This is a genomic window from Citrobacter sp. RHB35-C17 (assembly GCF_013816795.1).
GTDB classification, from domain to species: Bacteria; Pseudomonadota; Gammaproteobacteria; order Enterobacterales; family Enterobacteriaceae; genus Citrobacter_A; species Citrobacter_A amalonaticus.
This window is the reverse complement of the sequence record NZ_CP057150.1, coordinates 2,598,035-2,623,785: the sequence shown is the minus strand read 5'-3', so window position 1 is coordinate 2,623,785 and position 25,751 is coordinate 2,598,035. Positions and strand designations below refer to the sequence as shown.

Sequence of the window (25,751 nt, the reverse complement as noted above, 5' to 3'; positions counted from 1 at the left end):
TAACGACTTGTTTATTATCTGGGGTTGAGATGACGACGAACACTCATTTTAGAGGTGATGCAGTGAAGAAGGTTTGGTTAAACCGTTACCCCGCAGATGTGCCTGCGGAGATCAATCCTGACCGTTATCAATCCCTGGTGGAACTGTTTGAACATGCTGTCGCGCGTTATGCCGATCAGCCCGCGTTTATGAACATGGGGGAGGTAATGACCTTCCGCAAGCTGGAGGAGCGTAGCCGCGCCTTCTCAGCTTACCTGCAACAGGGGCTGGGGCTGAAAAAGGGCGATCGCGTCGCGCTGATGATGCCAAACCTGCTGCAATATCCGGTGGCGCTGTTTGGCATTTTGCGTGCCGGGATGATTGTGGTGAACGTCAACCCGCTTTATACCCCGCGTGAACTGGAGCATCAGTTAAACGACAGCGGCGCGGCGGCGATTGTGATTGTCTCCAACTTCGCCCATACCCTGGAAAAAGTGGTTGATAAAACCAGCGTTAAGCACGTCATTCTGACCCGTATGGGCGACCAGCTTTCCACGGCTAAAGGCACGCTGGTGAACTTCGTAGTGAAGTACATCAAACGACTGGTGCCGAAATATCATCTGCCGGATGCGATCTCTTTTCGCAGTGCGCTGCACGCCGGGTACCGTATGCAGTATGTTAAACCGGAAGTGGTTTCTGAGGACCTGGCGTTTTTACAGTACACCGGCGGAACGACCGGAGTGGCGAAAGGGGCGATGCTGACGCACCGCAATATGCTGGCTAACCTGGAGCAGGTGAAAGCCACTTACGGACCGCTTTTGCATCCGGGTAAAGAACTGGTGGTGACCGCGTTGCCGCTGTACCACATTTTTGCCCTGACCATGAACTGCCTGCTGTTTATCGAGCTGGGAGGGCAGAACCTGCTGATCACCAACCCGCGCGACATTCCGGGGCTGGTTAAAGAGCTGGCGAAGTATCCGTTTACCGCGATGACCGGCGTGAACACTTTGTTTAACGCCTTGCTGAACAATAAAGAGTTCCAGCAACTGGATTTCTCTTCGTTGCATCTTTCTGCGGGCGGCGGCATGCCAGTGCAACAGGCGGTGGCAGAACGCTGGGTAAAACTGACAGGACAGTATCTGCTTGAAGGGTATGGCCTGACCGAATGCGCGCCGCTGGTCAGCGTTAACCCGCACGATATTGATTATCACAGCGGCAGCATCGGCCTGCCAGTGCCATCGACCGAAGCCAAACTGGTGGACGATGACGACAACGAAGTGTCGCCGGATCAGCCGGGTGAACTGTGCGTGAAAGGGCCGCAGGTGATGCTGGGCTACTGGCAGCGTCCTGATGCGACCGATGAAATCATCAAAGACGGCTGGCTACACACCGGTGATATCGCAGTCATGGACGATGAAGGCTTCCTGCGCATTGTCGATCGTAAGAAAGATATGATTCTGGTCTCCGGATTTAACGTTTATCCGAACGAGATCGAAGATGTGGTGATGCAGCATCCGGGCGTGCTGGAAGTGGCTGCCGTCGGTGTTCCGTCCGGCAGCAGCGGCGAAGCGGTGAAGATTTTTGTGGTGAAAAAAGAGGCTTCACTCACCGAAGAGGCGCTGGTCACTTTCTGCCGCCGTCAGCTCACGGGCTATAAAGTCCCGAAACTGGTTGAATTCCGCGATGAACTGCCGAAATCAAACGTCGGCAAAATTTTACGTCGAGAATTGCGTGACGAAGCCCGTGCCAAAGTGGACAATAAGGGCTGAGCGTTAAGCAACACGTCAAACGCCGGGTGAATCCGGCGTGAGAGTGATCGCAAACCTTATGCCGATACCGGACAAGCCGAGATCACCTTATTAAAAACCAGGAAAATCAATTTATTGATTTTCGGCTGATAACCACAAAGAAGGAAAAACCACGCTTTTTTCTTCTTTGTCAGCAATCTGACGCCGGGTGAATCCGGCGTTTTTTTTGGCGTAAACCGAAGAGAATGCAATTTGAATTACCAAATGATCACCACTGACGACGCGCTGGCGACCCTGTGCGAAGCGGTCCGTGCGTTTCCTGCGATTGCCCTGGATACCGAATTTGTTCGTACCCGCACCTATTATCCGCAACTGGGCCTGATTCAGCTGTTTGACGGCGAACATGTCGCGCTGATTGATCCGCATGGCATTAGCGACTGGTCGCCGCTGAAAGCGATTCTGCGCGATACCGCCATCACCAAGTTTTTGCACGCGGGCAGTGAAGATCTGGAAGTCTTTCTGAATGCGTTTGGCGAACTGCCGCAGCCGCTGATCGATACCCAAATCCTGGCGGCATTTTGTGGTCGTCCCCTGTCGTGGGGTTTTGCATCAATGGTGGAAGAGTTCACCGGCGTGGCGCTGGATAAGAGCGAGTCACGTACCGACTGGCTGGCGCGTCCACTGACTGAGCGCCAGTGCGAATACGCGGCAGCCGACGTCTGGTATCTGTTACCGATTGCCGGGAAACTGATGGCGGAAACCGAGGCGGCGGGCTGGTTGCCTGCGGCGCTGGATGAGTGTCGTCTGATGCAAACCCGTCGTCAGGAGATCCTGGCACCGGAAGATGCCTGGCGCGAGATCACCAACGCCTGGCAGCTACGCACGCGTCAACTGGCCTGCCTGCAACTGCTTGCCGACTGGCGTCTGCGTAAAGCGCGTGAGCGCGATCTGGCTGTTAACTTCGTGGTTCGCGAAGAGCACCTGTGGTCCGTGGCGCGCTATATGCCCGGCAGCATGGGCGAACTCGACAGCCTGGGGCTTTCTGGCAGTGAAATTCGCTTCCACGGCAAAACGCTGCTCTCGCTGGTTGCCAAAGCGCAGGCGTTGCCGGAAGAGGCGCTGCCGGAACCGCTGCTGAATCTGATGGATATGCCGGGTTATCGCAAAGCGTTTAAGGCGATCAAGGCGCTGGTGACGGAAGTGAGTACGGAACATCACGTCAGCGCAGAGCTGCTGGCGTCACGTCGTCAGATCAACCAGCTGCTCAACTGGCACTGGAAGTTAAAGCCGCAGACAACGGAACCTGAACTCATTTCCGGCTGGCGTGCGGCGTTAATGGCGACGAAGCTCAATACGCTATTACAGGAATACCCGCAATAAGCGGCTGTTGCCGGATGTCATTAGCGGCATCCGGCACGATGGTTTTACGACTCTAACACCTTACAAATGGCATCACCGACCTGCTGCGTCGATGCGCTGCCTTTCAGATCCGGCGTTTTAGGGCCAGTGGCAATGACGTGCTCAATCGCTGCCAGAATTCCGTCATGCGCGGCGGTGTACTTCGCTTCTCCTGCACCGAGGAAATCCAGCATCATCGCCCCCGCCCAGATGGTCGCAATCGGATTGGCGAGGTTTTTGCCATAAATATCCGGTGCAGAACCATGTACCGGTTCGAACAACGAGGGGAAGTTACGCTCAGGGTTCAGGTTAGCCGAGGGGGCAATGCCAATGGTGCCGGTACAGGCCGGACCGAGATCGGAAAGAATGTCGCCAAACAGATTCGAGGCGACCACCACATCGAAGCGCTCCGGCTGCATCACAAAACGGGCGCAAAGAATATCAATGTGCTGCTTGTCCCAGCGGATATCGGGGTAGTGCTGCGCCATGGCTTCTACGCGTGTATCCCAGAACGGCATACTGATTGCCAGACCATTGGATTTGGTCGCCGACGTCAGCGTCTTACGCGGACGGCTTTGGGCTAATTCAAACGCATAGCGCAGAATACGATCCACGCCCCGACGGGTGAAAACGGACTCCTGGATGACCACTTCATGCTCAGTGCCTGGGTTGATATGTCCGCCCAGTGAAGAGTATTCCCCTTCAGTGTTTTCACGCACGACGTAGAAATCAATATCGCCAGGCTTCTTGCCGGCCAGCGGGCAGGGCACGCCGGGGAAGAGGCGAACCGGGCGCAGGTTCACATACTGATCGAATTCCCGACGGAATTTCAGCAGCGACCCCCACAGGGAAATATGGTCCGGAACCGTCTCCGGCCAGCCGACGGCGCCAAAGTAAATGGCGTCAAAGGAGGATAACTGTTCGCGCCAGTCATCCGGCATCATTTTCCCGTGCTCAAGGTAATAATCGCAACTGGCCCATTCGAACGTCTCAACGCTGAGCGACAGATCCCAACGTCTGGCGGCGGCCTGCAAAACGCGAATGCCTTCTGGCAGCACTTCCTTACCGATGCCATCACCAGCAATGGCGGCAATACGACAGGTTTTTTTCATACCAGTTCTCACTTGTAGGGTAGCAAAATTGACTTCCTCCTTATCCTATAATTGACTGATCCACAGTTAATCTCCCTAACTGGTGAAACATAAAACACAGATCATGAATAATCCTCCTCTGCTGACTGATTTACGCGTCTTTATGCTGGTCGCCCGTCGGGCGGGATTCGCTGCCGTCGCCCAGGAACTGGGGGTCTCACCCGCCTATGTCAGTAAACGCATTGCGCTGCTTGAACAGAACCTGAATGTGGTTCTGCTGCACCGCACCACGCGTCGCGTCACCATTACGGAAGAGGGTGAGCGCATCTATGAATGGGCGCAGCGTATTCTGCATGATGTCGATCAGATGATGGATGAACTCTCTGATGTCCGGCAGGTTCCGCAAGGGATGCTGCGCATCATCAGTAGTTTTGGTTTTGGTCGACAGGTGGTGGCTCCTGCGCTGTCCGCCCTGGCAAGACAGTATCCGCAACTGGAGTTGCGCTTTGATGTGGAAGACCGGCTGGTGGATTTAGCCAATGAAGGTGTCGATCTCGATATCCGTATTGGCGACGACATTGCGCCAAATTTGATCGCCCGCAAGCTGGGAACGAACTACCGAATCCTTTGTGCATCGCCGTCGTTCCTGGCACAGCACGGTACGCCAAAACAGCTTGCCGATCTTGCTACCTGTTCCTGCTTAGTGATCAAAGAGCGTGACCATCCCTTTGGGATCTGGCAATTGCAGAATAAAGAGGGGGAGCACGCCATTAAGGTGACCGGGCCGCTGTCATCGAATCATGGTGAGATTGTGCATCAGTGGTGTCTGGACGGACAGGGGATTGCGCTGCGCTCCTGGTGGGATGTCTGCGATAACATTGCCAGCGGTCATCTGGTGCATGTCCTGCCGGAGTACTACCAACCGGCCAATATCTGGGCGGTGTATGTTTCACGACTGGCGACGTCAGCCAAAGTGCGTATTACGGTGGAATTCTTACGCCACTATTTTGCCGAGCGCTATCCGGCATTCTCACTGAAATAAAGCGGGGGATAAGCGCTTCCCTTGGACTGGTGCATCCGTTAGCATATTGTTTCGCAGTTAAGCGAAAAAGTGGTTTCAGGAAGAAGAGGTTAACGTGTTTGCAGAGTATGGTGTACTGAATTATTGGACTTATCTGGTCGGGGCTATTTTTATTGTCCTGGTTCCGGGACCGAACACGATATTTGTGCTGAAAAACAGCGTCGGACGTGGAATGAAGGGCGGTTACCTTGCGGCAAGCGGGGTATTTATTGGTGACGCGGTGCTCATGTTTCTGGCGTATGCCGGGGTGGCGACGCTGATTAAAACGACGCCAGTGCTGTTTAATATCGTCCGCTATCTCGGTGCCTTTTACCTGCTTTATCTGGGCGCAAAAATCCTCTATGCCACGCTTAAAGCAAAAAGCGGTGAGACAACTGAAGACGCGGTTCCCTTTGGCGCCATTTTTAAACGTGCGCTGGTATTGAGCCTGACGAACCCAAAAGCCATTCTGTTCTACGTCTCCTTTTTTGTGCAGTTTATTGATGTGAATGCGCCGCACGCGGGACTGTCATTCTTTATTTTGGCGATCACGCTTGAAGTGGTGAGCTTCTGCTACCTGAGCTTCCTGATTATCTCGGGCGCCTTTGTCACACAGTATATTCGTACTAAAAAGAAACTGGCGAAGATCGGAAACTCGCTGATTGGCCTGATTTTTGTCGGTTTCGCCGCACGGCTGGCGACCCTGCAGTCGTAAGCCATGGAGCCCGCCATCGGCGGGTTTTTTATTGAGGTAAACGACAACAAAACAGCGTGTCATTGGCGGTTCACTTTTGAATAATCTCATGTAAAATCCGCAGTTTATATTTCGTTCGCAGGATAATCGATGAAGTATCGTTCTGATATTGACGGCATAAGGGCGATTGCCGTATTGCTGGTGGTGTTATTTCACGCCGGATTTTCGCTATTTGCATCCGGTTTCATCGGGGTCGATATTTTCTTCGTCATTTCAGGCTTTCTCATCGCATCGATAATAAAAGACCGAATGGATGCGGGGCATTTCAGCTTTAGCGATTTTTATTTGCGTAGAATATGGCGATTGCAGCCAGCAATGCTGACAATGATGCTGCTCTGCGTTGTCATTGCGTCGCTATTCTGGTTGCCTGAAGATTATGCCTCTTTTCTCAAAAGCATAAAGCAGACGCTGCTGATTGTCTCAAACCGCTATTTTGGCGATGAAACAACCGCCTATGCAGCGCCTGATTCAAACGCCATGCTGTTGCTTCACACCTGGTCCTTATCCATCGAGTGGCAATGGTATGTCTTTTTCCCGGTAATCTATTACGTCATCCGTAAAAAAACGCACGAACGGGCGCTTAACTATTTGGCACCATTGCTGACGATTGCAGGCATCTATATCGCCTGGCACTACTCAGGTGCGCATCCGACGAAAACGTATTATTTCTTCGCCTCCCGACTCTTTGAGTTCATGCTCGGTGTCTGTGCCTGTATTTATCTCCCGATGGCACAAAAAATAAACAAGATCGCGCTTAATAGCCTTTCGTTCGTTGCGGTGGCGGCAATATTGTTTGTTAGCGTCAGAAGTGATGTCATTCTGGGTTATCCCAATGCTTACACCCTGATCGTTTGTGTCAGTACCGCGGTGTTAATTTTCACCGGTAGCCAGCAAAATATTCTGACCTGTAAATTGCTGTCATTCCCGCCGTTGGTCTGGCTTGGCACGATCTCCTATTCGCTTTATCTCTTTCATTGGCCGATTTTCGCGACACTGCACTACATCGGTATTACCAGTGTCTATGCCAGAATGGCTGGTCTGGGTCTGGCTGTGTTGCTGGCGATGGGATCATATTATTTCATCGAGAAACCCTACCGGAAGCCTCGTCAGTCGTTGAAAAAAACGCTGATTCTGCTGGTGGTTATCCCACTGATTGCCATTATTACCCTGATGTCGGTCAGTAAGCGTTTTGACGGATTTAGCTATCTACGATTCGGCGAGTCGTTAAGTCATATCAACCATGTGCTCAAAGAGACGAAGATAAAGCAGCGTCAGGATTGTATGAACGAAAACGTCACAGGAACCGATATGGCTTGTGTGGTGGGGGATAAAACCGCTTCTGAGAAAGCGCTCCTGATGGGCGATTCGCACTCTAATCAGTACTGGAATTTCTTCGATATTATGGGGAAAAATGCGCATGTTGCTGTTGATATGAAAGCGACTTCACTGTGCCTGGCGATTCCCCGTGTGTATCACGACGATCTCTATACTTATAAAGGCGATTATTACCGGGCCTGTCATGAGAATGTCAAAAAATACTATGAAGCGATCCGAAACCATAAGTATAAATATGTGATCATTTCTCAGGTCTGGGAAAACTATGCGGCATTCAGGGTCAGATCGCAGATTGAGGATTCCCCATCGCCTGCGGAATCTATCAATATTCTCACCCGAGCCACGGAACAGGCAATACAGGACATTATTGATGCCGGGGCGCAGCCGGTACTGGTGAAAACGATGTTCCCGATGCCGAAGAACTTCCTGACCTGTTTTTATGAACATTTTAAGACGCGGGGAGAGTATGAGCCTCAGGCATGCAACCCGAATCCACAGATTAATAAAAGTGTCTGGACGGAACCGTTTTTTGCCACGTTACAGGCCCGCTTCCCATCGTTGATTATTGTCGATCCCAAAAATGTGCAATGTCCTGACGGGCTGTGCAGGACGGAAATTGAGGGCATACCGCTGTATCGTGACGTCGGTCATTTAAATGATTACGCCACGAAAGCGTTGGGGGAGGTGTATCTGGAGCAATTTGGCAATCCATTAAAAACACCTGGTCGATAATATAGCAGGAGGAGAGCCTGGAGGCAGGCTTTCCTCTGTCAGACAAAACCAGTGATGAATGTCACTTGCCCCTTTTGGTGTATTTAAAATGCCAGTTATGAGGCGTAACCTTTCTGGAACAGCGGTTTACTCACAATCGCATCCTACCGACTGGAAGAGGGAAGGACATGCTTCAGATTCCACAAAATCATATTCACACACGTGCCACGCCGTTCTGGAACAAAGAAACGGCACCTGCCGGAATTTTCGAACGCCACCTTGATAAAGGAACCCGACCGGGCGTTTATCCCCGTTTGTCGGTGATGCAGGGGGCGGTCAAATATCTCGGATATGCGGATGAACACAGTCCAGAAGCCGAAACAGTGATGATCATTGAAGCGGGCCAGTTTGGTGTGTTCCCACCGGAAAAGTGGCACAACATCGAAGTGATGAGCGATGACACCTATTTCAATATCGACTTTTTCGTCGCGCCAGAGGTACTGATGGAAAGCGCGAATCAACGAAAAGTCATTCATACCGGGAAGAAATAATCATGGGTAAAGCAACCTATACCGTCACTGTGACGAATAACAGCAATGGCGTCTCTGTCGATTACGAAACCGAAGCGCCAATGACTTTACTGGTGCCTGACGTCGCCGCTGAAGTGGTGAAAGATCTCGTCAATACCGTGCGTTCCTACGATACGGAAAATGAGCACAACGTCTGCGGCTGGTAAGTCACGCTATGCAGAGAGGAAACCGGCTGTCATCGCCGGTTTTTTTTCGCTTTCCGGAAATGCTCCCCCACACCTGTCCTGAAACGGCGGACGTCGTCACTCAGCGCAAAAATTTACAAACCGTATATTTGTAGGATCAATAAATGGTTACGCACAATGTGGCGACGCTTTGCGCAGCGGCGTGTTGCCAATGACTTGATCCCTGTCGGAGTTGAAATTACTGTATATAAAAACAGTATTAAAGGTGTGCATTATGACGTTGTACAGACCTGCGGAATGGCATGAAGTCATTACCTTTCCACTTTTCAGCGATCGGGTTCCGTGCGGATTCCCCAGTCCGGCGGCCGATTACGTTGAGCAGAGTATCGATCTCAACAAATTACTTGTTCAGCATCCCAGTTCGACTTATTTCGTCAGGGCTGCTGGCGACTCGATGATCGATGCGGGGATCGGCGACGGCGATCTGCTGGTGGTGGACAGTTCACGTACTGCCAGCCACGGAGATATCGTGATTGCGGCGGTGGAGAGGGAATTCACGGTGAAGCGGTTGCAGTTGCGACCTACCGTTCAGCTTAACCCTATGAACAGCGCCTATTCTCCCATCATCATCGGCAGTGAGGACGCCCTGGCGATTTTTGGCGTCGTGACATTTATTGTAAAGGCAGTGAGTTAACTATTGCTGCGTATTGTTCGTCCCCCTGACGTTGCAAACCGTACACGGCTGGTTTCCTTGTGATTCCCCGGTGGTCTTAAGTGGTATCCCAATGGCAGGCAGGTTAATTACTCATTAACCTGCCTGTTTTGTGAGCAGACATACCCACTTCGGTTTACGTTGTTACGGAGAGGAACGGAGATATCCGACTGACGTAGGGATACGGCATGCGAACAAACTTGATTAACAACGTCATGTCACTCACCCACAGGGTTATGCACCGTTTCTGTGGATAACCGACCACTTTTTCAGGCAGAACAATCCACTAAAAAAAGCGCCAGAATTTTGCTTGCAAGTTAAAAAATATCTTAAATAATACTGTATATAAATACAGTTTCTATGGGGTGTGACGTGTTTGCGTTATGCGATGTGAATTCATTTTATGCGTCCTGTGAGACGGTATTTCGGCCCGATCTGAAAGGCAAACCGGTTGTTGTGCTGTCAAATAACGATGGTTGCGTGATTTCCCGTAGTCCCGAAGCGAAACCGTGGGTGGTCATGGGAGCGCCCTATTTCAAGCAAAAAGAGGCGTTCCGGCGTCATGGGGTGGTGTGTTTCAGTTCGAATTATGAACTCTACGGTGACATGAGCAATCGGGTCATGTCGACGCTCGAAGCGCTATCACCACGCGTTGAAATTTACAGTATCGATGAGGCCTTTTGCGATTTGACGGGAGTCCGAAACTGTCGGGATCTCACGGATTTTGGCAAAGAGATCCGCGACACGGTCTTAAAGCGGACACATCTGACGCTCGGCGTGGGGATTGCACAGACAAAAACGCTGGCCAAGCTGGCCAACCACGCGGCGAAGAAGTGGCCGCAGCAGACGGGTGGCGTTGTGGATCTGTCGAATCTCGAACGGCAGCGAAAACTGATGGCGGCTCTGCCAGTTGATGAGGTATGGGGCGTTGGTCGTCGTATCAGTAAAAAGCTGACCGCGATGGGCATAAAAACGGTACTCGATCTGGCGGATACGCACATCGCGGTGATACGCAAGCACTTCAATGTCGTACTGGAAAGAACCGTGCGGGAGTTACGCGGTGAGCCTTGCCTGGCGCTTGAGGAGTTTGCGCCCGCGAAGCAGGAGATCGTTTTTAGTCGCTCATTCGGCGAGCGCATTACGGAATACGAACAGATGCGCCAGGCAATTTGTGCTTATGCGACGCGCGCGGCGGAGAAGCTCCGGAGTGAGCATCAGTATTGCCGGTTCATTTCGACATTTGTGAAAACGTCGCCGTTTGCGCCGAATGAAACCTGGTACGGCAATAGCGCGTCCGTAAAACTGCTGACACCGACACAGGACAGCCGGGACATCATCAGCGCAGCCACGCGATGCCTGGACGCTATCTGGAAAGAGGGGCATCGTTATCAGAAGGCTGGAGTCATGCTCGGTGATTTTTTCAGTCAGGGCGTGGCGCAACTCAATCTGTTCGATGATAACGCACCGCGTCCCGGCAGCGAGAAGTTGATGGAAGTTCTGGATACGCTCAATGCCAAACAGGGAAGAGGAACGCTGTACTTTGTCGGGCAGGGGATTCAGCCACCATGGCAGTTAAGACGGCAGATGCTTTCTCCGCGCTACACCACGCGTTTTTCCGATCTGCTGGTGGTCAGGTGATCGTCGCTGCAGGTATGAATCATCGGGAGACAGAAAACACGGTCTCCCTTCACATAATCTGCTCCTACATGGGGAAAGTCAGCGTGAGTCCCACGCCCGTTTCTTTGAGATCCACATAACGGGACAGATGGATTTTTGCGGCAAGATCGGTGCAATGGCTGGGATAAAGCGTAGTAGCCGACAATGCGCTAAGATATTTCCCGGTTTCCGAGAGTAAGGATTCATCAGCATTAAGGAGATGAAAGCCGCCTATAACGGAAGCAATTTTCGATTCTCCAGTGACTGATTTTGCGTGCTCAATAATATTACAAATCCCGGCGTGGGAACATCCGGTGACAATCACCAGTCCATCCTTTGTCTTAATTGCCATTGCACTATCATCAATCACGTAATCAGCCGTTAACTCACCATCATGATTATGTGTGTGGCCTACCGGATTTTGCGCTTCAAAATGGTTAAGGCGGGGGATTTGCCCTAAAAAAGTGATGTCTTCGGATAATTTCAGGGGTTGTGTGGAACTGACGATATTAAAGAAGTAATCAAAACAAAGGGCATTATGGTTCATCCCAATGGGTTTCGACTCATAAAATTTAGGCGTAAATGCGGCGGGGTGGGCGATGATATCGACTTTCTTTGCTGGAGATGATGGAAGTCTGTCGTAATGCTGGAATAAATGGTTTAACCCCCAGGTGTGATCGTTATGTCCATGTGATAATACAATTTTATCAATGTGCGTAAGATCGATATCCAGGATCTGTGCATTTTTTAAAAAAATATCAGAATAGCCAACGTCAAAAAGAAGTTTTAAGCCTGAGCATTCAATGTAATAGCAAACGCCAGGTTCTCCGGTCAAATACCTGTCAATGTAAGTATTGTTATCTACCAGTATGGTTAATTTCATCACTCTGCATCCCATTCGGATTCACTATATCGATTGAGGCCATTATCGAACCTTTTGATTTTCTGACGCAAATCATAACCGCGATCTCTGTCACATAAGCGAGGAGCGGAAACGGCGGACGTCAAAACAAGGGGTAGTCGCACAGCGCAATGTGGTGTATAAAAGACTTATACAAAAAGTATAAATTAATACATTATGTATTAGTTATGGAACGCAGGAGAGATGCACATGCACCCGGATATCACATTGAACACAACGTCCCATGGGCTTCCTCCCGCTGGACACTACTCGGCGAGCGTGACAGCAGGGGGATTTGTTTTTATCTCAGGGCAACTGCCAATCACCCCGCATGGTGAGAAAAAGGCGGGGGCGTCTTTTGAGGAACAGACCAGACAAGTTCTGGAAAATGTCGATGCCTGTCTGAAGGGGGCCGGTGTATCCCGTCAGCATCTGGTTTCCGTACGTGTCTATGTGACAGATATCAACCAATGGCCGACGTTTAACGACATTTACGCCGAATGGATTGGCGATTTCCGTCCATCTCGTGTCGTTGCTGGGGTGGCAGAACTGCATTATGGTTCAGCCTTAGAAGTAGAAGCACTCGCGCTGGCGCAATAAGCCCGACGCTTAACGCTATACAGGTGAAAAAATGGTTGAGATTACACTCCCGGAATATGCTGATGTTGCCGCCGCCGCAGGGCGTATTGAAGGATATGCAAACAAGACGCCGGTGATGACCTCCCGGACCGTCAATGCGGAATTTGGCGCTGACGTTTTCTTTAAATGTGAAAACCTACAGCGTATGGGTGCCTTTAAGTTTCGTGGGGCGATGAATGCATTACGCCAGTTTACGCCGGAACAACGTGCTGCTGGCGTGGTGACATTTTCTTCCGGAAACCATGCTCAGGCGATAGCGCTGTCAGCTAAATTGCTGGGTGTTCCGGCGACAATCATCATGCCTCATGATGCGCCAGCCGCGAAAGTAGCGGCAACCAAAGGGTATGGTGGCAATGTTGTTATGTACGATCGCTATACGGAAGATCGTGAACAGATTGGCCGTGAACTGGCTGAGAAACAGGGACTGACGCTCATCCCTCCCTACGATCATCCGCATGTTATCGCCGGTCAGGGCACGGCCACCAAAGAGTTAATTGAAGAGGTTGGTCCGCTGGATGTTCTTTTTGTCTGTCTGGGGGGCGGTGGTTTACTTTCAGGTTCAGCACTGGCCGCCCGGCAACTTTCGCCAGATTGCATAATTTATGGCGTGGAGCCTGAAGCCGGTAACGACGGACAGCAGTCTTTTCGAAGCGGAAAAATCGTTCACATCGATACGCCAAAAACGATTGCTGATGGTGCACAGACGCAACATCTGGGGCACTATACGTTCCCTCTGATTCAAAAATACGTCAATGATATTCTGACCGTTTCAGACGATGAATTAATTGCTTCGATGAGGTTTATGGCCGAGCGTATGAAAATCGTCGCAGAACCCACGGGCTGTCTTGGCTTTGCAGCGGCAAGGGCGAGAAAAGCAGAACTCAGCGGGAAAAAAGTCGGCATTATCATCAGCGGCGGCAATGTGGATATCGCGCGCTACGGTGAGTTTCTGGCCGGGAAATCCGTTTCGTGAGGCTGTAAACGGATAGCAATAATGACAACGGGCATCACTGTGGGAGACCGGCATGCCAAAAAACGACGAGAATTCGCTTCTCAGCCAACTTGACACTATCGCGAAGGGATTAAGCGAAACGTTTTCTCCTTTTTGCGAAGTGGTTGTTCATGACCTCAAGGATCCTGAGCATGCGATTATGTCGATACATAATAATTTATCCGGTCGTGAGGCGGGACAACCGGCGACGGAACTCGGGCTGGCAAGGATTGCCTCTCCGGATTTTCCTGAAATTATTGCGAACTACGGCAATCAGTTTGCTGATGGCCGTCCGGTAAAGAGTACGTCTATTGGCATTAAGGATGAAAAGGGTAATTACGTCGCCGCATTATGCCTTAATGTCGATATGACGCTTTTCCGGGGGATGCAAAGCGCGCTGGCGCGTTTTACCGAAACAGAGAGTTCACCGGTGCGTGAACATCTTGACCCCGGGAGCACTGAAGTCATTCGCCAGCGCATTGATGACTTTGCCGCGAAACGCGCCACCACGGCGCGCGCGCTTAAAACGGAAGACAGAAAGGTTCTGATCCAACAGTTACGCAAAGAGGGATTGCTGAATGTGCGTAAATCCATGGATACGGTGGCACAGCATTTAGGGGTGTCACGGGCGACAGCCTACCTCTATGCGCGCCAGTCCGGGTGAATTCGCCGGTGTGCGATATATCATCTCTTATATATTGCCCAGCATGAATAATGAGCAAACGAACGGTAATAATAAGGGAAAGTCATCCACACCTATTGCAGGGGTAATTTGAGTTATGTATTATCTCGCCCGGTTCTGATAATGAGTAGATTCTCAATCGGAAATAAAAACCGGCAGACCGCCATTAGCTCATCTGGAAGAGCGAACGACTTTTGTTGTAGGGAACGGGGTTCGAGGCCTCGATGGCGGCCCAAATTTGAAGGCCCAGACATCTGTCTGGGCCTTTTTGCTTTCTTCGCTTACCCGCCGGGCTCAAAGCCCTTCCGTCACAATCTTTGCAGCGGCGGCCAGAATATCTTTACGCCCTTTGGCGTCCTGCTGTGGCTGTGTAAAGTAGGTGACGAGGATCAGCGGCGCACGATCTTCGGGCCAGATCACCGCGATATCATTGGTTGTACCGTAATCACCGCCTCCAGTTTTATCGCCAACCACCCAGCCTTCAGGGAGTCCGGCACGAATGCTCTGACCGCCGGTCGTATTGCCTTTCAACCATTCGACAAGCTGTGCACGCTGTGCGCCAGCCAGCGCATCGCCCAGCGTCAGTTTGTGCAGGCTTTTCGCCATCGCCAGCGGCGAGGTCGTGTCGCGCTCATCGCCAGGGATGGCGGTGTTCAGCTCGGGTTCTTTCCGGTCCAGACGAAACGTCGTGTCGCCAATTGAGCGGGCAAAAGCCGTGACGTTACTGGTACCGCCCAGGTGCTCAAGTAATTTATTCATTGCCGTATTATCGCTGTATTGCAGCGTGGCAGCGCTTAGCTCCGCTAATGTCATCTCTTTATCGACATATTTTTCCGTCACCGGATTCCAGTTCGTCAGATCGGCTTTTTTGATGACCATTTTCTGCTGCAAAATATCGTGCTGAGTTTCACTCTGTTTTAATACCGCGGCAGCGACCATCGTCTTACTGGTGCTGCACATGGCAAAGCGCTCATCACCGCGATAAAGAATTTGCGAACGATCGGCGGTATTAATCAGCGCAACGCCCAGTCGACCACCCGATTGTTTTTCTAATGCTGCCAGCTTTTCTTGGACCTGTGCGGGATCCCCCTGCGTGCGAGCCAAAAGCGGTGAACTGGCAGTAAAGAAAGCGAGCACGGCGGCAATAAGTACCGTCTGATGACCTCGTTTTTTAAACATAAATAACATCCTTGATAATCAGTAAATTGATCAATGCACGCACTTTATTTTTCCGCTCAAACAGACAAAAGAAGAAAGAGAATTAAAGGCGCATGATGTGTTTGCGATGCCAGAACTATCCGCTCTCTGCGCTTGCTTAACAAGCGAGAAGAATTTACCCTGGGATAAAGAAAATCTTATGAGTCTTTATTATGCGCTCTAATCTTCCGCTTAATGCCCTACGGGCCTTTGAGGCTTCGGCTCGCCATTTGAGTTTTACTCGTGCGGCACTGGAACTTTGTGTCACGCAGGCCGCCGTCAGCCAGCAGGTACGTATCCTGGAAGATCGCCTGAACAGAGTGCTGTTTAAACGTCTGCCCAGAGGGCTTGAGATGACGGATGAGGCGCAGGCACTGTTTGCCGTCCTGAGCGACGCCTTTGGTCAAATCGACACCATTTTTCGTCAGTTTGAGGGTGGGGAATATCGTGAAGTGCTCACGGTTGCTGCGGTTGGTACCTTTGCCGTTGGCTGGTTACTGCCGCGCATTGATCAATTCCGGCAGGCGCATCCGTTCGTTGAGCTACGCCTGCGTACAAATAATAACGTTGTGAATCTGGCGGCTGAGGGACTGGATTTTGCCATCCGCTTTGGCAATGGCTTGTGGCCCACCACCCATAACGAAATGCTGTTTGAGGCTCCGCTGACTGTCCTGTGCACGCCAGAAACGGCCCAACGGCTCAGGCGGCCAGCCGATCTCTTGCAAGAGAATCTTCTGCGTTCATATCGGGTAGATGAGTGGGATAACTGGTTTGCTGCAGCAGGCGTGACGGCAGAGCGGATCAATGGTGCCGTTTTTGACTCCTCACGTCTGATGGTTGAAACGGTTATCCATACCGGCGGTGCGGCACTGGTTCCGGCAGTGATGTTTGCCAGAGAACTGGCGGCCGGACAACTCGTTCGCCCCTTTGACATTGAGATCCAAATGGGCGGTTACTGGCTCACCCATCTGAAGTCGAAACCGATGACGCCCGCGATGGAAATCTTCCGCGACTGGATCGTTAAAATGGCATAAACGGGAGCCCGCAGACTCCCGTTTGCGGCTCAGCGAACGACCAGCACCGGACAGTGCGCGTGACGCACAACGGCGGCGGCGGTAGAACCTAACAGATATGTTGAAATACCGGGCTGGTGTGACGCGATGATCACCAGGTCAGCACTGACGGTATCCGCCAGCTTCAGGATCTGATCCTTCGGGGGGCCGTATACCACATGCGTCTGTACCCGTCCTTCAGGGATATCGAATTGCTTCACAATCTCGTTGAGTTTTTGTAACGCCTTCGTCTGCAGTCCATTTTTATCCGGGAGTTCGCCAGAGTAGGCGAGCCCCAGGGATGCATAAAAGGGGACTGAGGGAATGACTGACAGAAAATGGACTTTTGCCGTTTTGGCGTGGATTTTGACCTGAGGAATAAGCTGCCGGGTGAGATCGGCTTCTGAGATATCAATGGGCACCAGAACAGAACGATACATAGTCATTACCTCCTGTTTTTTGTCTCCGGTTTCAGTATATCGAATCTGGTTTTTGCATAAAAAGTGACCAGATCAAGTTTCCTTCATTTACGCGCAACAGTGTTGAATAAATTTTATTGTTATAATATAACATTTCATCTTGTTCATTTGACTGAGGGTACGACGTTGGCTATTCATTGGAAAAAATTATCTGTTTCTCTGGGAATGTTGTGGTTCAGCAGTTATGCCTTCGCCCATGGCGATCACGCGCATGGTGTGCCGTTGACGGAGATGGAACAGAAAGCAGCGGAAGGCGAATTTGCGGATAGCAATGTTAAGGACAGGGCGCTTACCGACTGGGATGGCATGTGGCAATCCGTTTATCCTTATCTGGTCAGCGGTGAGCTGGATCCGGTTTTCAAACAGAAGGCGGCAAAGGATAAGGGGAAAACGGCGGAAGAGGTGAAAGCCTATTACCGGAAAGGCTATGCGACGGAAGTCGACACCATTGGTATCGAAAATGGCGTGATGGAGTTTCATACCGGTAAGCAGGTGGCTTCCTGTCAGTATGACTATGCCGGGTACAAGATCCTGACCTACACCTCAGGTAAAAAAGGGGTGCGTTATCTGTTTGAATGCAAAGACGCAAACAGTAAAGCGCCGAAGTTTGTGCAGTTCAGCGATCATATTATTGCGCCGCGGGCGTCGAACCACTTCCATATTTTTATGGGCAATACCTCACAGCAGGCGCTACTGGAAGAGATGGATAACTGGCCAACCTACTATCCTTATCAACTCAAGGCGCAGGCCGTGGTAGACGAAATGCTGCACCACTAAATTCAGGCTCAGCCCGTTGCTTGTCAGCGGGCTTCCTGTCGCGCTAAGGTGGCACCTGACATGATGACGGTGAGGCGATGACATTGAAGATTCCGGATACCCTTCGGAAACAACTGGAAAAGGCGACGGCCATCATTGAACGGATCTTTGAAGAGGATCTGTTGGCCATTCACCTGTACGGATCTGCCGTTGAAGGTGGGTTAAAACCTCACAGCGACATTGATTTGCTGGTCACCACGCGTGTGCCGCTGACGACGGCACAGCGAGAAGCGCTGATGCAGGAACTCCTGTCGGTGTCAGCCTGGCCTGGTACGTCGACGCTCTGGCGGGCGCTTGAGGTGACGGTTGTGGTGCATACCGATGTGGTGCCCTGGCGTTTTCCTCCCCGACGGGAAATGCAGTTTGGCGAGTGGTTGCGCGAGGATATTCTCGCCGGGAAGTATGAACCCGCACAGCAGGATAGCGATCTGGCGATTTTATTGACTCAGGCGCGTAGTGCCAGCATGGCTTTAACCGGCGAGCGTGCGGATTTGCTTTTTGAGCCGGTCCCGGAAAACGACATTCGGGAGACATTCCGTCAGACGCTGACGCTCTGGCAGGACAATGGTGATTTACAGGGCGACGAGCGCAATATCGTGTTGACCCTGGCGCGCATCTGGTACAGCGTGGCGACAGGCGGTTTTACCGCGAAAGACAGCGCGGCAGACTGGTTAATGCCTTATCTCCCGGACGAGCACGCTTCTCTACTTGCAGCCGCGCGGCTCGACTATCTGGGACAGGTAAGTGTTGACTGGGCAGAGATAATGCCCGCTGTTTCGCGCTTTGTCTGCTATGCAAAAGCAAAAATAGCCGAACAGTTATCGCTCGTGGATAAGTGATGCCATATTTCAGGCATCGTGATTGCCGCAACAGAAAAATGGCTGATAATAAAAAAGGCAGATTGCTCTGCCTTTTTTTATCAGGAATTATCTGAGAAGAGCGTTTATTTCAACTCTTCAGCTTCCGGCAATGTAACGTTAAGTTCGAGAATGGAAATATCGCCGTCCTTTTGTTCAAGCTGAACGGTGACCATTTCCGGATCAATTTGTACATACTTACAAATGACCTCAAGAATATCTTTACGCAACTGCGGTAAATAATGCGGCTCAGCGTCACTACGACGACGCTCAGCAACGATAATCTGCAATCGCTCTTTCGCGATGTTCGCTGTACTCTTTTTCCGCGAGAGAAAAAAATCCAGTAATGCCATAACTTATCCTCCGAACAGGCGTTTGAGGAAACCTTTCTTCTCTTCGTCAATGAAGCGGAAAGGACGTTCTTCTCCCAACAGACGATCTACTGTATCGGCATACGCTTTACCTGCGTCTGCATTGATGTCCAGAATGACCGGTTCGCCCTGGTTAGAGGCGCGCAGAACAGACTGATCTTCCGGGATAACTCCGACGAGTTTAATGCGCAGGATCTCCAGCACATCTTCCATACTGAGCATGTCGCCACGGTTAACACGGCCAGGGTTGTAGCGCGTCAACAGCAGATGTTCTTTAATCGGATCTTCACCGTTTTCGGCACGGCGCGATTTAGACGCCAGGATTCCCAGGATACGGTCAGAGTCGCGTACCGAGGAGACTTCCGGGTTGGTGGTGATAATCGCTTCGTCGGCGAAATAGAGCGCCATCAGCGCGCCAGTTTCAATCCCCGCAGGGGAGTCGCAAACGATAAACTCGAAATCCATTGCTTTCAGATCGTCGAGAACCTTTGCCACGCCCTCACGCGTTAATGCGTCTTTATCGCGCGTCTGAGAGGCCGGAAGAATAAAGAGATTCTCAGTGCGCTTGTCCTTGATGAGCGCCTGATTGAGTGAAGCATCACCCTGAATGACGTTGACGAAATCATAAACAACCCGACGCTCACACCCCATGATCAGATCGAGGTTACGCAGGCCGATATCAAAATCAATAACGACAGTTTTCTTTCCCTTCTGGGCCAAACCAGTAGCGATGGCCGCGCTGGAGGTTGTCTTGCCAACGCCCCCTTTACCCGAAGTAACTACAATAATGCGTGCCATAGAAATTCCTTGTTAAAAAGGGATCAATTCAACGGTTGAACTGTCAAAGCGTTATCTGCTAACTGCAGACGTGCCGCTTTGCCATAAAATTCTGCTGGGATTTTATCACTCAGCCAGTAAACACCTGCGATAGACACCAGTTCTGCCGTCAGATGGGTACAAAAAATTTGCGCATCCCGGTCACCACTTGCCCCTGCCAGCGCGCGGCCTCTCATCATGCCATAGACATGAATATTGCCATCGGCGATCAGCTCAGCGCCAGCACTGACGTGACTTGTAACAATCAGATCACATTGTGGTGCATAAATGCGTTGACCGGAACGAACGGGTATATCAATAAATCGCGTTTTTGTGACGGGAGTAGCGTTTTGCACTACAGCGGCGGGAGCAACGGGTTCAGCCGGAGCGGAACGCGCCATTTTCTCTTTACCTTCAGTGAGTAAAGGAAGGCCCATTTTGTCGATTTCAGCTTTGAGCCGGGCATCTTTACAACCGCTGACGCCAACAATACGCAATCCCGTCGACGCCACCACCTTCTGCAACTGCGGCCAGTTTACCGGCGCATCAAGGCTACTGACATTCACTACCACAGGAGCATGTTTTAAAAAAGCAGGAGCCTGAGCGATTTTGTCTTCTAACGCCTGACGAATAACCTCGGGTTCTGCTTCATGTAAATGAACCACTGATAAGGTGAAGCTACTGCCTTTAAGTTCGATGGGCGTGTTTGACATCCTGGCCTTACTCAATTTGCTATTTATCATCCCCGATGTGGAGTGATATTCCGAAGTCCAGAAGGCATGTTATAGTCACTATTATATTGAGGCAAGTCGCCATCCGTTTAATTCAGAGTAAAATGTATGTTTTGTGTGATCTACAGAAGTGCTAAGCGTGACCAGACCTATTTGTATGTCGAAAAAAAAGACGATTTCTCACGTGTGCCTGAAGAACTGATGAAAGGATTTGGTCAACCACAGCTGGCAATGATATTGCCGTTAGATGGTAGCAAAAAGTTAGTCAACGCCTCGCTGGATAAAGTAAAACAAGCCTTAACGGAGCAGGGATATTATTTACAACTGCCTCCGCCGCCCGAAGATTTATTGAAGCAACATCGTTTCAACGCCTCACAAAACAATCCAGAAACCGATAAATAAACGGTACCCGGCGTCATACCTGTCGGTGCCATTCCTGAAGTCAACGATGACAAATTAGGGGAAAATGAATGTATCAACATCATAACTGGCAGGGTGCGCTGCTTGATTACCCGGTAAGCAAAGTGGTGTGCGTGGGGAGCAACTACGCCAACCACATCAAGGAAATGGGCAGCGTCACGCCGGATGAGCCGGTGCTGTTTATCAAGCCGGAAACCGCCCTGTGCGATTTGCGCCAGCCGCTGGTCATTCCGACGGATATGGGCTCGGTGCACCATGAAGTCGAACTGGCGGTATTGATCGGCGCGACGCTGCGTCAGGCGACCGAAGAGCATGTTCGTAAGGCTATCGCTGGATATGGCGTGGCGCTCGATCTGACGCTGCGTGATATCCAGGGCAAAATGAAGAAAGCCGGGCAGCCCTGGGAGAAGGCAAAAGGATTCGATAATTCATGCCCGTTATCCGGATTCATTCCGGTCGCAGAATTTAACGGCGATCCGCAGGCGACGCCGCTGGGTCTGACGGTCAATGGCGAGGTTCGCCAGCAGGGTACAACGGCGGATATGATCCATAAAATCGTCCCCTTAATCGCCTATATGAGCAAATTCTTTACCCTCAAAGCGGGTGATGTCGTGCTGACCGGCACCCCGGAAGGCGTCGGACCGCTCGCCAGCGGCGACGAGTTGGTGGTCAATTTTAACGGTCACACCCTGACAACCCGCGTCCTGTAACGCCTGCTTGCCGCCTTTTTAGGCGGCAAAACTTGCATCAACGTGCCAGACTGGTTATAAGGTGCAGCTTTATAGCAATGGCGGATACCCTGATGAGCGATTTACCTTTCTGGCAACGTAAAACCCTGGATGAAATGACCGATGCCGAATGGGAGTCGTTATGTGATGGCTGCGGTCAGTGCTGCCTGCATAAGCTGATGGACGAGGATACCGACGAGATTTATTTCACCAACGTCGCCTGCCGCCAGCTCAACATCAAAACCTGCCAGTGTCGCAATTACGAACGTCGGTTCGAGTACGAACCTGACTGTATCAAGCTAACGCGTGATAACCTGCCCACCTTTGAATGGTTGCCGATGACCTGCGCCTATCGTCTGCTGGCGGAAGGGAAAGGACTGCCTGAATGGCACCCGCTGCTGACGGGGTCGAAAGCGGCAATGCACGGCGAGCGAATTTCGGTGCGTCACATTGCGGTAAGAGAGTCAGAAGTCCATGACTGGCAGGACCATATTCTCAACAAACCGTCATGGGCGGACTAAACCGCCCGGTCTGATTTCAGGCTAACGGCAAAAAAAACGCTCCCGGTTGGGAGCGTCAGACTGCTGACAAAGAAGGAAAAGACGTGGTTTTTCCTTCTTTGTGGTTATCAGCCGAAAATCGATGAATTGATTTTCCGGGTTTTTAATGAGGTGATCTTTGCTTGTCCGGTATCGGGATGAAGTTAGTCATCGCTCTCACGCTCCCGGCTGGGAGCGTCTGAGATTAACGACCGAACAGATCGCGTCTTTTCGGTTTAAGTGGCTGAGCAATCAGCACCAGAACCGCGACGACCAGATAGGCAACGAAAATGCCTAATAGCCATTGCGGCATTTCCAGAGATAAAAATTCCCACTGACGCTCGGCGCAATCACCAGAGGCGACAAACACCTGTGGTAACCATTTGTCCAGTGGCAACCAGGCAGGGAAGCGAGCCATGAAATCACAGGTCATGAACGGGGAAGGGTGTAACTGGATCATGGTATGTTCCCATGTCAGTTGAACCCCACGCCAGGCACTGTAGATCCAGATAATCAACGCCACATAGCGCAACGGTGTTTTAGGCGCAATAGCCCCAACCAGACCGGCCCCCATGACGCCAAACAGCGCACAGCGTTCGTAGATGCACAGTACGCACGGCTTAAGCAGCATAACGTGCTGAAACCACAGCGCGACCAGTTCAAGCGCTAAGGCAGTAAAAGCCATCAATAACCACGCGCCCCGACCCCGTGAGCACTGGTTCAAATATCGCAACATAATAATTTCCCTGCAACATGCGTAGACACGGCAGTGTAAACCAATTCGATTACCGCGCCACCAGGAGAAACTCAAATATTGTGTAATTGGAGAAATATCACGCAAAAAGGCAAACCGGGCAGTGAAATGCCCGGTTAGTTGTTATGAAAGTGTAGCTAACCAACCGGTTTGCATCATCCACTCGGTCATTGGCGTCAGGGTAAACTCGACGCACAGCAGGCCGACCAGCGTCAGCACGATGGTATAGGGCAGCGCCATCCAGACCATCCGACCATAGGAGAGGCGAATCAGCGGTGCCAGTGCGGAGGTGAGCAGGAACAGGAATGCCGCCTGACCGTTCGGCGTCGCCACGGACGGCAGGTTTGTCCCGGTGTTGATCGCAACGGCTAACAGCTCGTATTGCTGCAGGGAGATCGCACCACTTTCCATGGCCGCTTTGGCCTCGTTAATGTAGATAGTACCGACGAAAACATTATCCGAGATCGACGAGAGCAGGCCGTTGAAGAGATAGAACAGCGTCAGTTGCGCGTGCTCTGAGGCTTGCAATACGTACTGAATAATCGGCGAAAAGAGATGCTGGTCGATAATCACCGCGACAATGGAGAAAAAGACCGTCAGCAGCGCGGTGAATGGCAGAGATTCGGTGAACGCCTTGCCAATGGCATGTTCATCCGTCACGCCGGTCAGCGACGTTGCGAGGATAATCACGGAGAGGCCAATCAGTCCCACTTCCGCCAGATGCAGCGCCAGGGCAATCACCAGCCAGACGCCGATAATCGCCTGCACAATCAGTTTTACTCTGTCCTGACGTGAACGCTGATGGCGGCTCTGATCGTCAAACTGCTGCAAGACGTCACGCACTTTTTCCGGCAGTGTTTCGCCATAGCCAAACCAGCGCAGTTTCTCAACCAGTACACAGGTGAGCAGGCCGCAAATCAGTACCGGAACGGTAACAGGCGACATCCGCAGGAAGAAGTCGCCAAAGTGCCAGCCAGCGGCTTTGGCGATGATCAGGTTCTGCGGCTCGCCCACCATCGTCATCACGCCGCCCAGAGCGGTACCCACCCCGGCATGCATCATCAGACTGCGCAAAAAGCCGCGGAATTGCTCAAGCACTGTTTTGTAGTGTTGATCAATGTGACTGTCATCCAGGATGTCGCTATCATCACCGCGGGAAGAGGCCACGCGGTGATAAATGCCGTAGAACCCGACGGCGACGCTGATCACTACCGCTACCACGGTCAGTGCGTCAAGGAAGGCGGAAAGGAAGGCCGCCGCCACACAAAACGCCAGCGACAGCAGCATTTTAGAACGAATGCTCAGCAGCAGCCGGGTAAAAATAAACAGCAACAGCTGCTTCATAAAATAGATGCCCGCGACCATGAACATCAGCAGCAGTAAAACTTCCAGATTGTTTGCCACCTCTTCGCGAACATGCGCGGCGCTGGTCATCCCGATGATAACTGCTTCAATGGCTAACAAACCGCCCGGTAGCAGTGGATAACACTTCAGCGCCATCGCCAGCGTGAAGATGAATTCCGCCACCAGCAACCAGCCCGCAACAAACGGGTTGATGATGAAAATCAGTGGATTAACTATCAGGAAGATCAGTAGCGCAAGCTTGTACCAGTCTGGCGACTGGCCTAAAAAGTTGCGCCAGAGCGCGCGGCCCCATGAGAGTTCCATTATGGTTTCCCTTACCTTATTTATTGAAATGATGTTTTTATGGTTAGCGACAAAGAGTAACGGTCAGTCTGAATACAGGCAAGCCTTTCACCCCAGACAGCCAGCGTTATCAAGAAAATGAAGCCTTGATCCACTTTTTCTTCGTTGTGTCTCCTATCGGGCATGTAACCCGTCTGGTATGATGAGTGTAACTATGTTTTGCTGTGTAATGGAAATCTCACTATGGTCATTAAGGCGCAGAGCCCGGCGGGTTTCGCGGAAGAGTACATCATTGAAAGTATCTGGAATAACCGCTTCCCTCCTGGCACTATCTTGCCTGCAGAACGAGAACTCTCCGAACTGATTGGGGTGACACGTACCACTTTACGTGAAGTGCTGCAGCGCCTGGCGCGAGACGGTTGGTTGACCATTCAGCATGGCAAACCGACGAAGGTGAATAATTTCTGGGAAACCTCCGGACTGAATATTCTTGAAACGCTGGCGCGTCTCGATCACGAAAGCGTCCCGCAGTTGATCGACAATCTGCTGTCGGTGCGGACCAACATCTCCACCATCTTCATTCGTACCGCGTTTCGTCAGCATCCTGACAAAGCGCAGGAAGTGCTGGCGACCGCGCAGGAAGTGGCCGATCACGCCGATGCGTTTGCCGATCTCGATTACAACATTTTCCGTGGTCTGGCATTTGCCTCCGGCAACCCGATTTATGGTCTGATCCTGAACGGCATGAAAGGGTTGTATACCCGCATTGGTCGTCACTATTTTGCCAATCCGGAAGCGCGCAGCCTGGCGCTGGGTTTCTACCATAAGCTGTCGCAACTGTGCCTGCAGGGCGCGCACGATCAGGTGTACGAAACGGTGCGTCGTTACGGTCACGACAGCGGCGAGATTTGGCACCGGATGCAGAAAAACCTGCCTGGCGATTTAGCCATTCAGGGCCGCTAAAAACGAACC

At 51.5% G+C, this 25,751-nt stretch carries 28 protein-coding genes and 1 tRNA gene; 20 read left to right on the top strand and 9 right to left on the bottom strand.

The window, feature by feature from the left end; translation table 11 throughout:
• Positions 1 to 62: 62 nt before the first annotated feature.
• Together fadD and rnd are read left to right on the top strand one after the other, a co-directional pair.
• The gene (fadD, locus tag HVZ37_RS12410) at positions 63 to 1,748 is read left to right on the top strand and encodes a long-chain-fatty-acid--CoA ligase FadD (protein WP_061070023.1); all 1,686 of its coding nucleotides are present in this window, start codon (positions 63 to 65) and stop codon (positions 1,746 to 1,748) included.
• 231 nt (positions 1,749 to 1,979) lie between these two features.
• Positions 1,980 to 3,107: a ribonuclease D gene (gene rnd / locus HVZ37_RS12405; protein WP_082010091.1), complete on the top strand. Its 1,128-nt coding sequence runs from the start codon at positions 1,980 to 1,982 to the stop codon at positions 3,105 to 3,107.
• Positions 3,108 to 3,151: 44 nt separating this feature from the next.
• On the opposite strand, the gene HVZ37_RS12400 is transcribed toward rnd, so the two are convergent.
• A complete protein-coding gene (locus HVZ37_RS12400; RefSeq protein ID WP_043000420.1) occupies positions 3,152 to 4,237 on the bottom strand; it encodes a tartrate dehydrogenase in 1,086 nt (361 codons plus the stop codon).
• A gap of 103 nt (positions 4,238 to 4,340) precedes the next feature.
• Between HVZ37_RS12400 and HVZ37_RS12395 the strand changes: the two genes are divergently transcribed.
• From HVZ37_RS12395 to HVZ37_RS12365, 7 genes are all read left to right on the top strand, one after another.
• On the top strand, positions 4,341 to 5,258 hold the full coding sequence (locus tag HVZ37_RS12395) for a LysR substrate-binding domain-containing protein (protein WP_044257651.1): 918 nt from the start codon (positions 4,341 to 4,343) through the stop codon (positions 5,256 to 5,258).
• A gap of 94 nt (positions 5,259 to 5,352) precedes the next feature.
• Complete coding sequence (leuE, locus tag HVZ37_RS12390; protein WP_043000422.1) at positions 5,353 to 5,991, top strand: leucine efflux protein LeuE; 639 nt, start codon at positions 5,353 to 5,355, stop codon at positions 5,989 to 5,991.
• A 129-nt stretch (positions 5,992 to 6,120) separates the two neighbouring features.
• Complete coding sequence (locus tag HVZ37_RS12385; protein ID WP_181627560.1) at positions 6,121 to 8,097, top strand: acyltransferase family protein; 1,977 nt, start codon at positions 6,121 to 6,123, stop codon at positions 8,095 to 8,097.
• 167 nt (positions 8,098 to 8,264) lie between these two features.
• Positions 8,265 to 8,627, top strand: a complete 363-nt coding sequence (gene yeaR / locus HVZ37_RS12380; protein ID WP_043000424.1) for a DUF1971 domain-containing protein YeaR — start codon at positions 8,265 to 8,267, stop codon at positions 8,625 to 8,627.
• 2 nt (positions 8,628 to 8,629) lie between these two features.
• The gene (locus HVZ37_RS12375; RefSeq protein ID WP_181627559.1) at positions 8,630 to 8,812 is read left to right on the top strand and encodes a DUF1869 domain-containing protein; all 183 of its coding nucleotides are present in this window, start codon (positions 8,630 to 8,632) and stop codon (positions 8,810 to 8,812) included.
• A gap of 253 nt (positions 8,813 to 9,065) precedes the next feature.
• Complete coding sequence (locus HVZ37_RS12370; protein ID WP_043000425.1) at positions 9,066 to 9,485, top strand: translesion error-prone DNA polymerase V autoproteolytic subunit; 420 nt, start codon at positions 9,066 to 9,068, stop codon at positions 9,483 to 9,485.
• Positions 9,486 to 9,875: 390 nt separating this feature from the next.
• Positions 9,876 to 11,141 carry a Y-family DNA polymerase gene (locus tag HVZ37_RS12365; protein WP_043000426.1) on the top strand — a complete coding sequence of 422 codons (1,266 nt, stop codon included), beginning with the start codon at positions 9,876 to 9,878 and terminating at the stop codon, positions 11,139 to 11,141.
• A gap of 64 nt (positions 11,142 to 11,205) precedes the next feature.
• Here the strand turns inward: HVZ37_RS12365 and HVZ37_RS12360 are convergent, their stop codons facing one another.
• The gene (locus HVZ37_RS12360) at positions 11,206 to 12,042 is read right to left on the bottom strand and encodes an MBL fold metallo-hydrolase (protein ID WP_044257654.1); all 837 of its coding nucleotides are present in this window, start codon (positions 12,040 to 12,042) and stop codon (positions 11,206 to 11,208) included.
• Positions 12,043 to 12,270: 228 nt separating this feature from the next.
• On the opposite strand from HVZ37_RS12360, the gene HVZ37_RS12355 reads away from it, so the two are divergent.
• The 4 genes from HVZ37_RS12355 (at position 12,271) to HVZ37_RS12340 (ending at position 14,607) form a co-directional block, all read left to right on the top strand.
• Positions 12,271 to 12,660, top strand: a complete 390-nt coding sequence (locus HVZ37_RS12355) for a RidA family protein (protein ID WP_043000428.1) — start codon at positions 12,271 to 12,273, stop codon at positions 12,658 to 12,660.
• Between the two features lie 31 nt (positions 12,661 to 12,691).
• Positions 12,692 to 13,672: a threo-3-hydroxy-L-aspartate ammonia-lyase gene (locus tag HVZ37_RS12350; protein WP_181627558.1), complete on the top strand. Its 981-nt coding sequence runs from the start codon at positions 12,692 to 12,694 to the stop codon at positions 13,670 to 13,672.
• A 52-nt stretch (positions 13,673 to 13,724) separates the two neighbouring features.
• A complete protein-coding gene (locus tag HVZ37_RS12345; protein ID WP_043000430.1) occupies positions 13,725 to 14,354 on the top strand; it encodes a helix-turn-helix transcriptional regulator in 630 nt (209 codons plus the stop codon).
• Between the two features lie 178 nt (positions 14,355 to 14,532).
• Positions 14,533 to 14,607, top strand: a tRNA-OTHER gene (locus HVZ37_RS12340).
• 59 nt (positions 14,608 to 14,666) lie between these two features.
• Here HVZ37_RS12340 and blaSED read toward each other — a convergent pair.
• A complete protein-coding gene (blaSED, locus tag HVZ37_RS12335) occupies positions 14,667 to 15,551 on the bottom strand; it encodes an SED family class A beta-lactamase (protein WP_044263728.1) in 885 nt (294 codons plus the stop codon).
• Between the two features lie 191 nt (positions 15,552 to 15,742).
• Here blaSED and HVZ37_RS12330 point away from each other — a divergent pair, with 191 nt between their 5' ends.
• A complete protein-coding gene (locus tag HVZ37_RS12330) occupies positions 15,743 to 16,603 on the top strand; it encodes a LysR family transcriptional regulator (RefSeq protein WP_109740312.1) in 861 nt (286 codons plus the stop codon).
• Positions 16,604 to 16,632: 29 nt separating this feature from the next.
• On the opposite strand, the gene uspF is transcribed toward HVZ37_RS12330, so the two are convergent.
• Positions 16,633 to 17,061: a universal stress protein UspF gene (gene uspF, locus HVZ37_RS12325; protein ID WP_043000433.1), complete on the bottom strand. Its 429-nt coding sequence runs from the start codon at positions 17,059 to 17,061 to the stop codon at positions 16,633 to 16,635.
• 204 nt (positions 17,062 to 17,265) lie between these two features.
• On the opposite strand from uspF, the gene zinT reads away from it, so the two are divergent.
• The gene (zinT, locus tag HVZ37_RS12320; protein WP_229233548.1) at positions 17,266 to 17,877 is read left to right on the top strand and encodes a metal-binding protein ZinT; all 612 of its coding nucleotides are present in this window, start codon (positions 17,266 to 17,268) and stop codon (positions 17,875 to 17,877) included.
• Positions 17,878 to 17,954: 77 nt separating this feature from the next.
• On the top strand, positions 17,955 to 18,755 hold the full coding sequence (locus HVZ37_RS12315) for an aminoglycoside adenylyltransferase family protein (RefSeq protein WP_181627557.1): 801 nt from the start codon (positions 17,955 to 17,957) through the stop codon (positions 18,753 to 18,755).
• Positions 18,756 to 18,859: 104 nt separating this feature from the next.
• Here the strand turns inward: HVZ37_RS12315 and minE are convergent, their stop codons facing one another.
• From minE to minC, 3 genes are read right to left on the bottom strand one after another with little or no spacing between them, the layout of a single operon-like run.
• Complete coding sequence (gene minE, locus HVZ37_RS12310; RefSeq protein ID WP_043000436.1) at positions 18,860 to 19,126, bottom strand: cell division topological specificity factor MinE; 267 nt, start codon at positions 19,124 to 19,126, stop codon at positions 18,860 to 18,862.
• A 3-nt stretch (positions 19,127 to 19,129) separates the two neighbouring features.
• A complete protein-coding gene (minD, locus tag HVZ37_RS12305) occupies positions 19,130 to 19,942 on the bottom strand; it encodes a septum site-determining protein MinD (RefSeq protein WP_043000437.1) in 813 nt (270 codons plus the stop codon).
• Positions 19,943 to 19,965: 23 nt separating this feature from the next.
• Entirely contained in the window at positions 19,966 to 20,673 is a 708-nt protein-coding gene (gene minC / locus HVZ37_RS12300) for a septum site-determining protein MinC (protein WP_043000438.1), read from the bottom strand.
• Between the two features lie 126 nt (positions 20,674 to 20,799).
• Between minC and HVZ37_RS12295 the strand changes: the two genes are divergently transcribed.
• The 3 genes from HVZ37_RS12295 to HVZ37_RS12285 all read left to right on the top strand — a co-directional run bounded on the left by HVZ37_RS12295 (position 20,800) and on the right by HVZ37_RS12285 (position 22,360).
• The gene (locus HVZ37_RS12295) at positions 20,800 to 21,093 is read left to right on the top strand and encodes a YcgL domain-containing protein (RefSeq protein WP_043000439.1); all 294 of its coding nucleotides are present in this window, start codon (positions 20,800 to 20,802) and stop codon (positions 21,091 to 21,093) included.
• 68 nt (positions 21,094 to 21,161) lie between these two features.
• On the top strand, positions 21,162 to 21,821 hold the full coding sequence (locus HVZ37_RS12290; RefSeq protein WP_044257661.1) for a fumarylacetoacetate hydrolase family protein: 660 nt from the start codon (positions 21,162 to 21,164) through the stop codon (positions 21,819 to 21,821).
• A gap of 92 nt (positions 21,822 to 21,913) precedes the next feature.
• Positions 21,914 to 22,360 (top strand): YcgN family cysteine cluster protein, encoded by a 447-nt coding sequence (locus HVZ37_RS12285; protein WP_042318693.1) that lies wholly within the window; start codon positions 21,914 to 21,916, stop codon positions 22,358 to 22,360.
• 223 nt (positions 22,361 to 22,583) lie between these two features.
• Here HVZ37_RS12285 and dsbB read toward each other — a convergent pair whose 3' ends face one another.
• Positions 22,584 to 23,114 carry a disulfide bond formation protein DsbB gene (dsbB, locus tag HVZ37_RS12280; protein ID WP_043000441.1) on the bottom strand — a complete coding sequence of 177 codons (531 nt, stop codon included), beginning with the start codon at positions 23,112 to 23,114 and terminating at the stop codon, positions 22,584 to 22,586.
• Between the two features lie 141 nt (positions 23,115 to 23,255).
• Positions 23,256 to 24,800, bottom strand: a complete 1,545-nt coding sequence (gene nhaB, locus HVZ37_RS12275; RefSeq protein ID WP_043000442.1) for a Na(+)/H(+) antiporter NhaB — start codon at positions 24,798 to 24,800, stop codon at positions 23,256 to 23,258.
• A 222-nt stretch (positions 24,801 to 25,022) separates the two neighbouring features.
• Between nhaB and fadR the strand changes: the two genes are divergently transcribed.
• Complete coding sequence (gene fadR, locus HVZ37_RS12270) at positions 25,023 to 25,742, top strand: fatty acid metabolism transcriptional regulator FadR (protein ID WP_042318544.1); 720 nt, start codon at positions 25,023 to 25,025, stop codon at positions 25,740 to 25,742.
• Positions 25,743 to 25,751 lie beyond the last annotated feature (9 nt).

Coding starts and splice junctions, on each gene's coding strand:
- minC (WP_043000438.1), bottom strand. CDS start 20,673: ATGTCAAACACGCCCATCGAACTTAAAGGCAGTAGCTTCACCTTATCA.
- yeaR (WP_043000424.1), top strand. CDS start 8,265: ATGCTTCAGATTCCACAAAATCATATTCACACACGTGCCACGCCGTTC.
- HVZ37_RS12400 (WP_043000420.1), bottom strand. CDS start 4,237: ATGAAAAAAACCTGTCGTATTGCCGCCATTGCTGGTGATGGCATCGGT.
- uspF (WP_043000433.1), bottom strand. CDS start 17,061: ATGTATCGTTCTGTTCTGGTGCCCATTGATATCTCAGAAGCCGATCTC.
- HVZ37_RS12370 (WP_043000425.1), top strand. CDS start 9,066: ATGACGTTGTACAGACCTGCGGAATGGCATGAAGTCATTACCTTTCCA.
- blaSED (WP_044263728.1), bottom strand. CDS start 15,551: ATGTTTAAAAAACGAGGTCATCAGACGGTACTTATTGCCGCCGTGCTC.
- HVZ37_RS12285 (WP_042318693.1), top strand. CDS start 21,914: ATGAGCGATTTACCTTTCTGGCAACGTAAAACCCTGGATGAAATGACC.
- HVZ37_RS12290 (WP_044257661.1), top strand. CDS start 21,162: ATGTATCAACATCATAACTGGCAGGGTGCGCTGCTTGATTACCCGGTA.
- nhaB (WP_043000442.1), bottom strand. CDS start 24,800: ATGGAACTCTCATGGGGCCGCGCGCTCTGGCGCAACTTTTTAGGCCAG.
- minD (WP_043000437.1), bottom strand. CDS start 19,942: ATGGCACGCATTATTGTAGTTACTTCGGGTAAAGGGGGCGTTGGCAAG.
- zinT (WP_229233548.1), top strand. CDS start 17,266: ATGTTGTGGTTCAGCAGTTATGCCTTCGCCCATGGCGATCACGCGCAT.
- minE (WP_043000436.1), bottom strand. CDS start 19,126: ATGGCATTACTGGATTTTTTTCTCTCGCGGAAAAAGAGTACAGCGAAC.
- HVZ37_RS12295 (WP_043000439.1), top strand. CDS start 20,800: ATGTTTTGTGTGATCTACAGAAGTGCTAAGCGTGACCAGACCTATTTG.
- HVZ37_RS12315 (WP_181627557.1), top strand. CDS start 17,955: ATGACATTGAAGATTCCGGATACCCTTCGGAAACAACTGGAAAAGGCG.
- HVZ37_RS12345 (WP_043000430.1), top strand. CDS start 13,725: ATGCCAAAAAACGACGAGAATTCGCTTCTCAGCCAACTTGACACTATC.
- fadR (WP_042318544.1), top strand. CDS start 25,023: ATGGTCATTAAGGCGCAGAGCCCGGCGGGTTTCGCGGAAGAGTACATC.
- HVZ37_RS12395 (WP_044257651.1), top strand. CDS start 4,341: ATGAATAATCCTCCTCTGCTGACTGATTTACGCGTCTTTATGCTGGTC.
- HVZ37_RS12355 (WP_043000428.1), top strand. CDS start 12,271: ATGCACCCGGATATCACATTGAACACAACGTCCCATGGGCTTCCTCCC.
- HVZ37_RS12385 (WP_181627560.1), top strand. CDS start 6,121: ATGAAGTATCGTTCTGATATTGACGGCATAAGGGCGATTGCCGTATTG.
- HVZ37_RS12350 (WP_181627558.1), top strand. CDS start 12,692: ATGGTTGAGATTACACTCCCGGAATATGCTGATGTTGCCGCCGCCGCA.
- HVZ37_RS12330 (WP_109740312.1), top strand. CDS start 15,743: ATGCGCTCTAATCTTCCGCTTAATGCCCTACGGGCCTTTGAGGCTTCG.
- dsbB (WP_043000441.1), bottom strand. CDS start 23,114: ATGTTGCGATATTTGAACCAGTGCTCACGGGGTCGGGGCGCGTGGTTA.
- HVZ37_RS12360 (WP_044257654.1), bottom strand. CDS start 12,042: ATGAAATTAACCATACTGGTAGATAACAATACTTACATTGACAGGTAT.
- HVZ37_RS12375 (WP_181627559.1), top strand. CDS start 8,630: ATGGGTAAAGCAACCTATACCGTCACTGTGACGAATAACAGCAATGGC.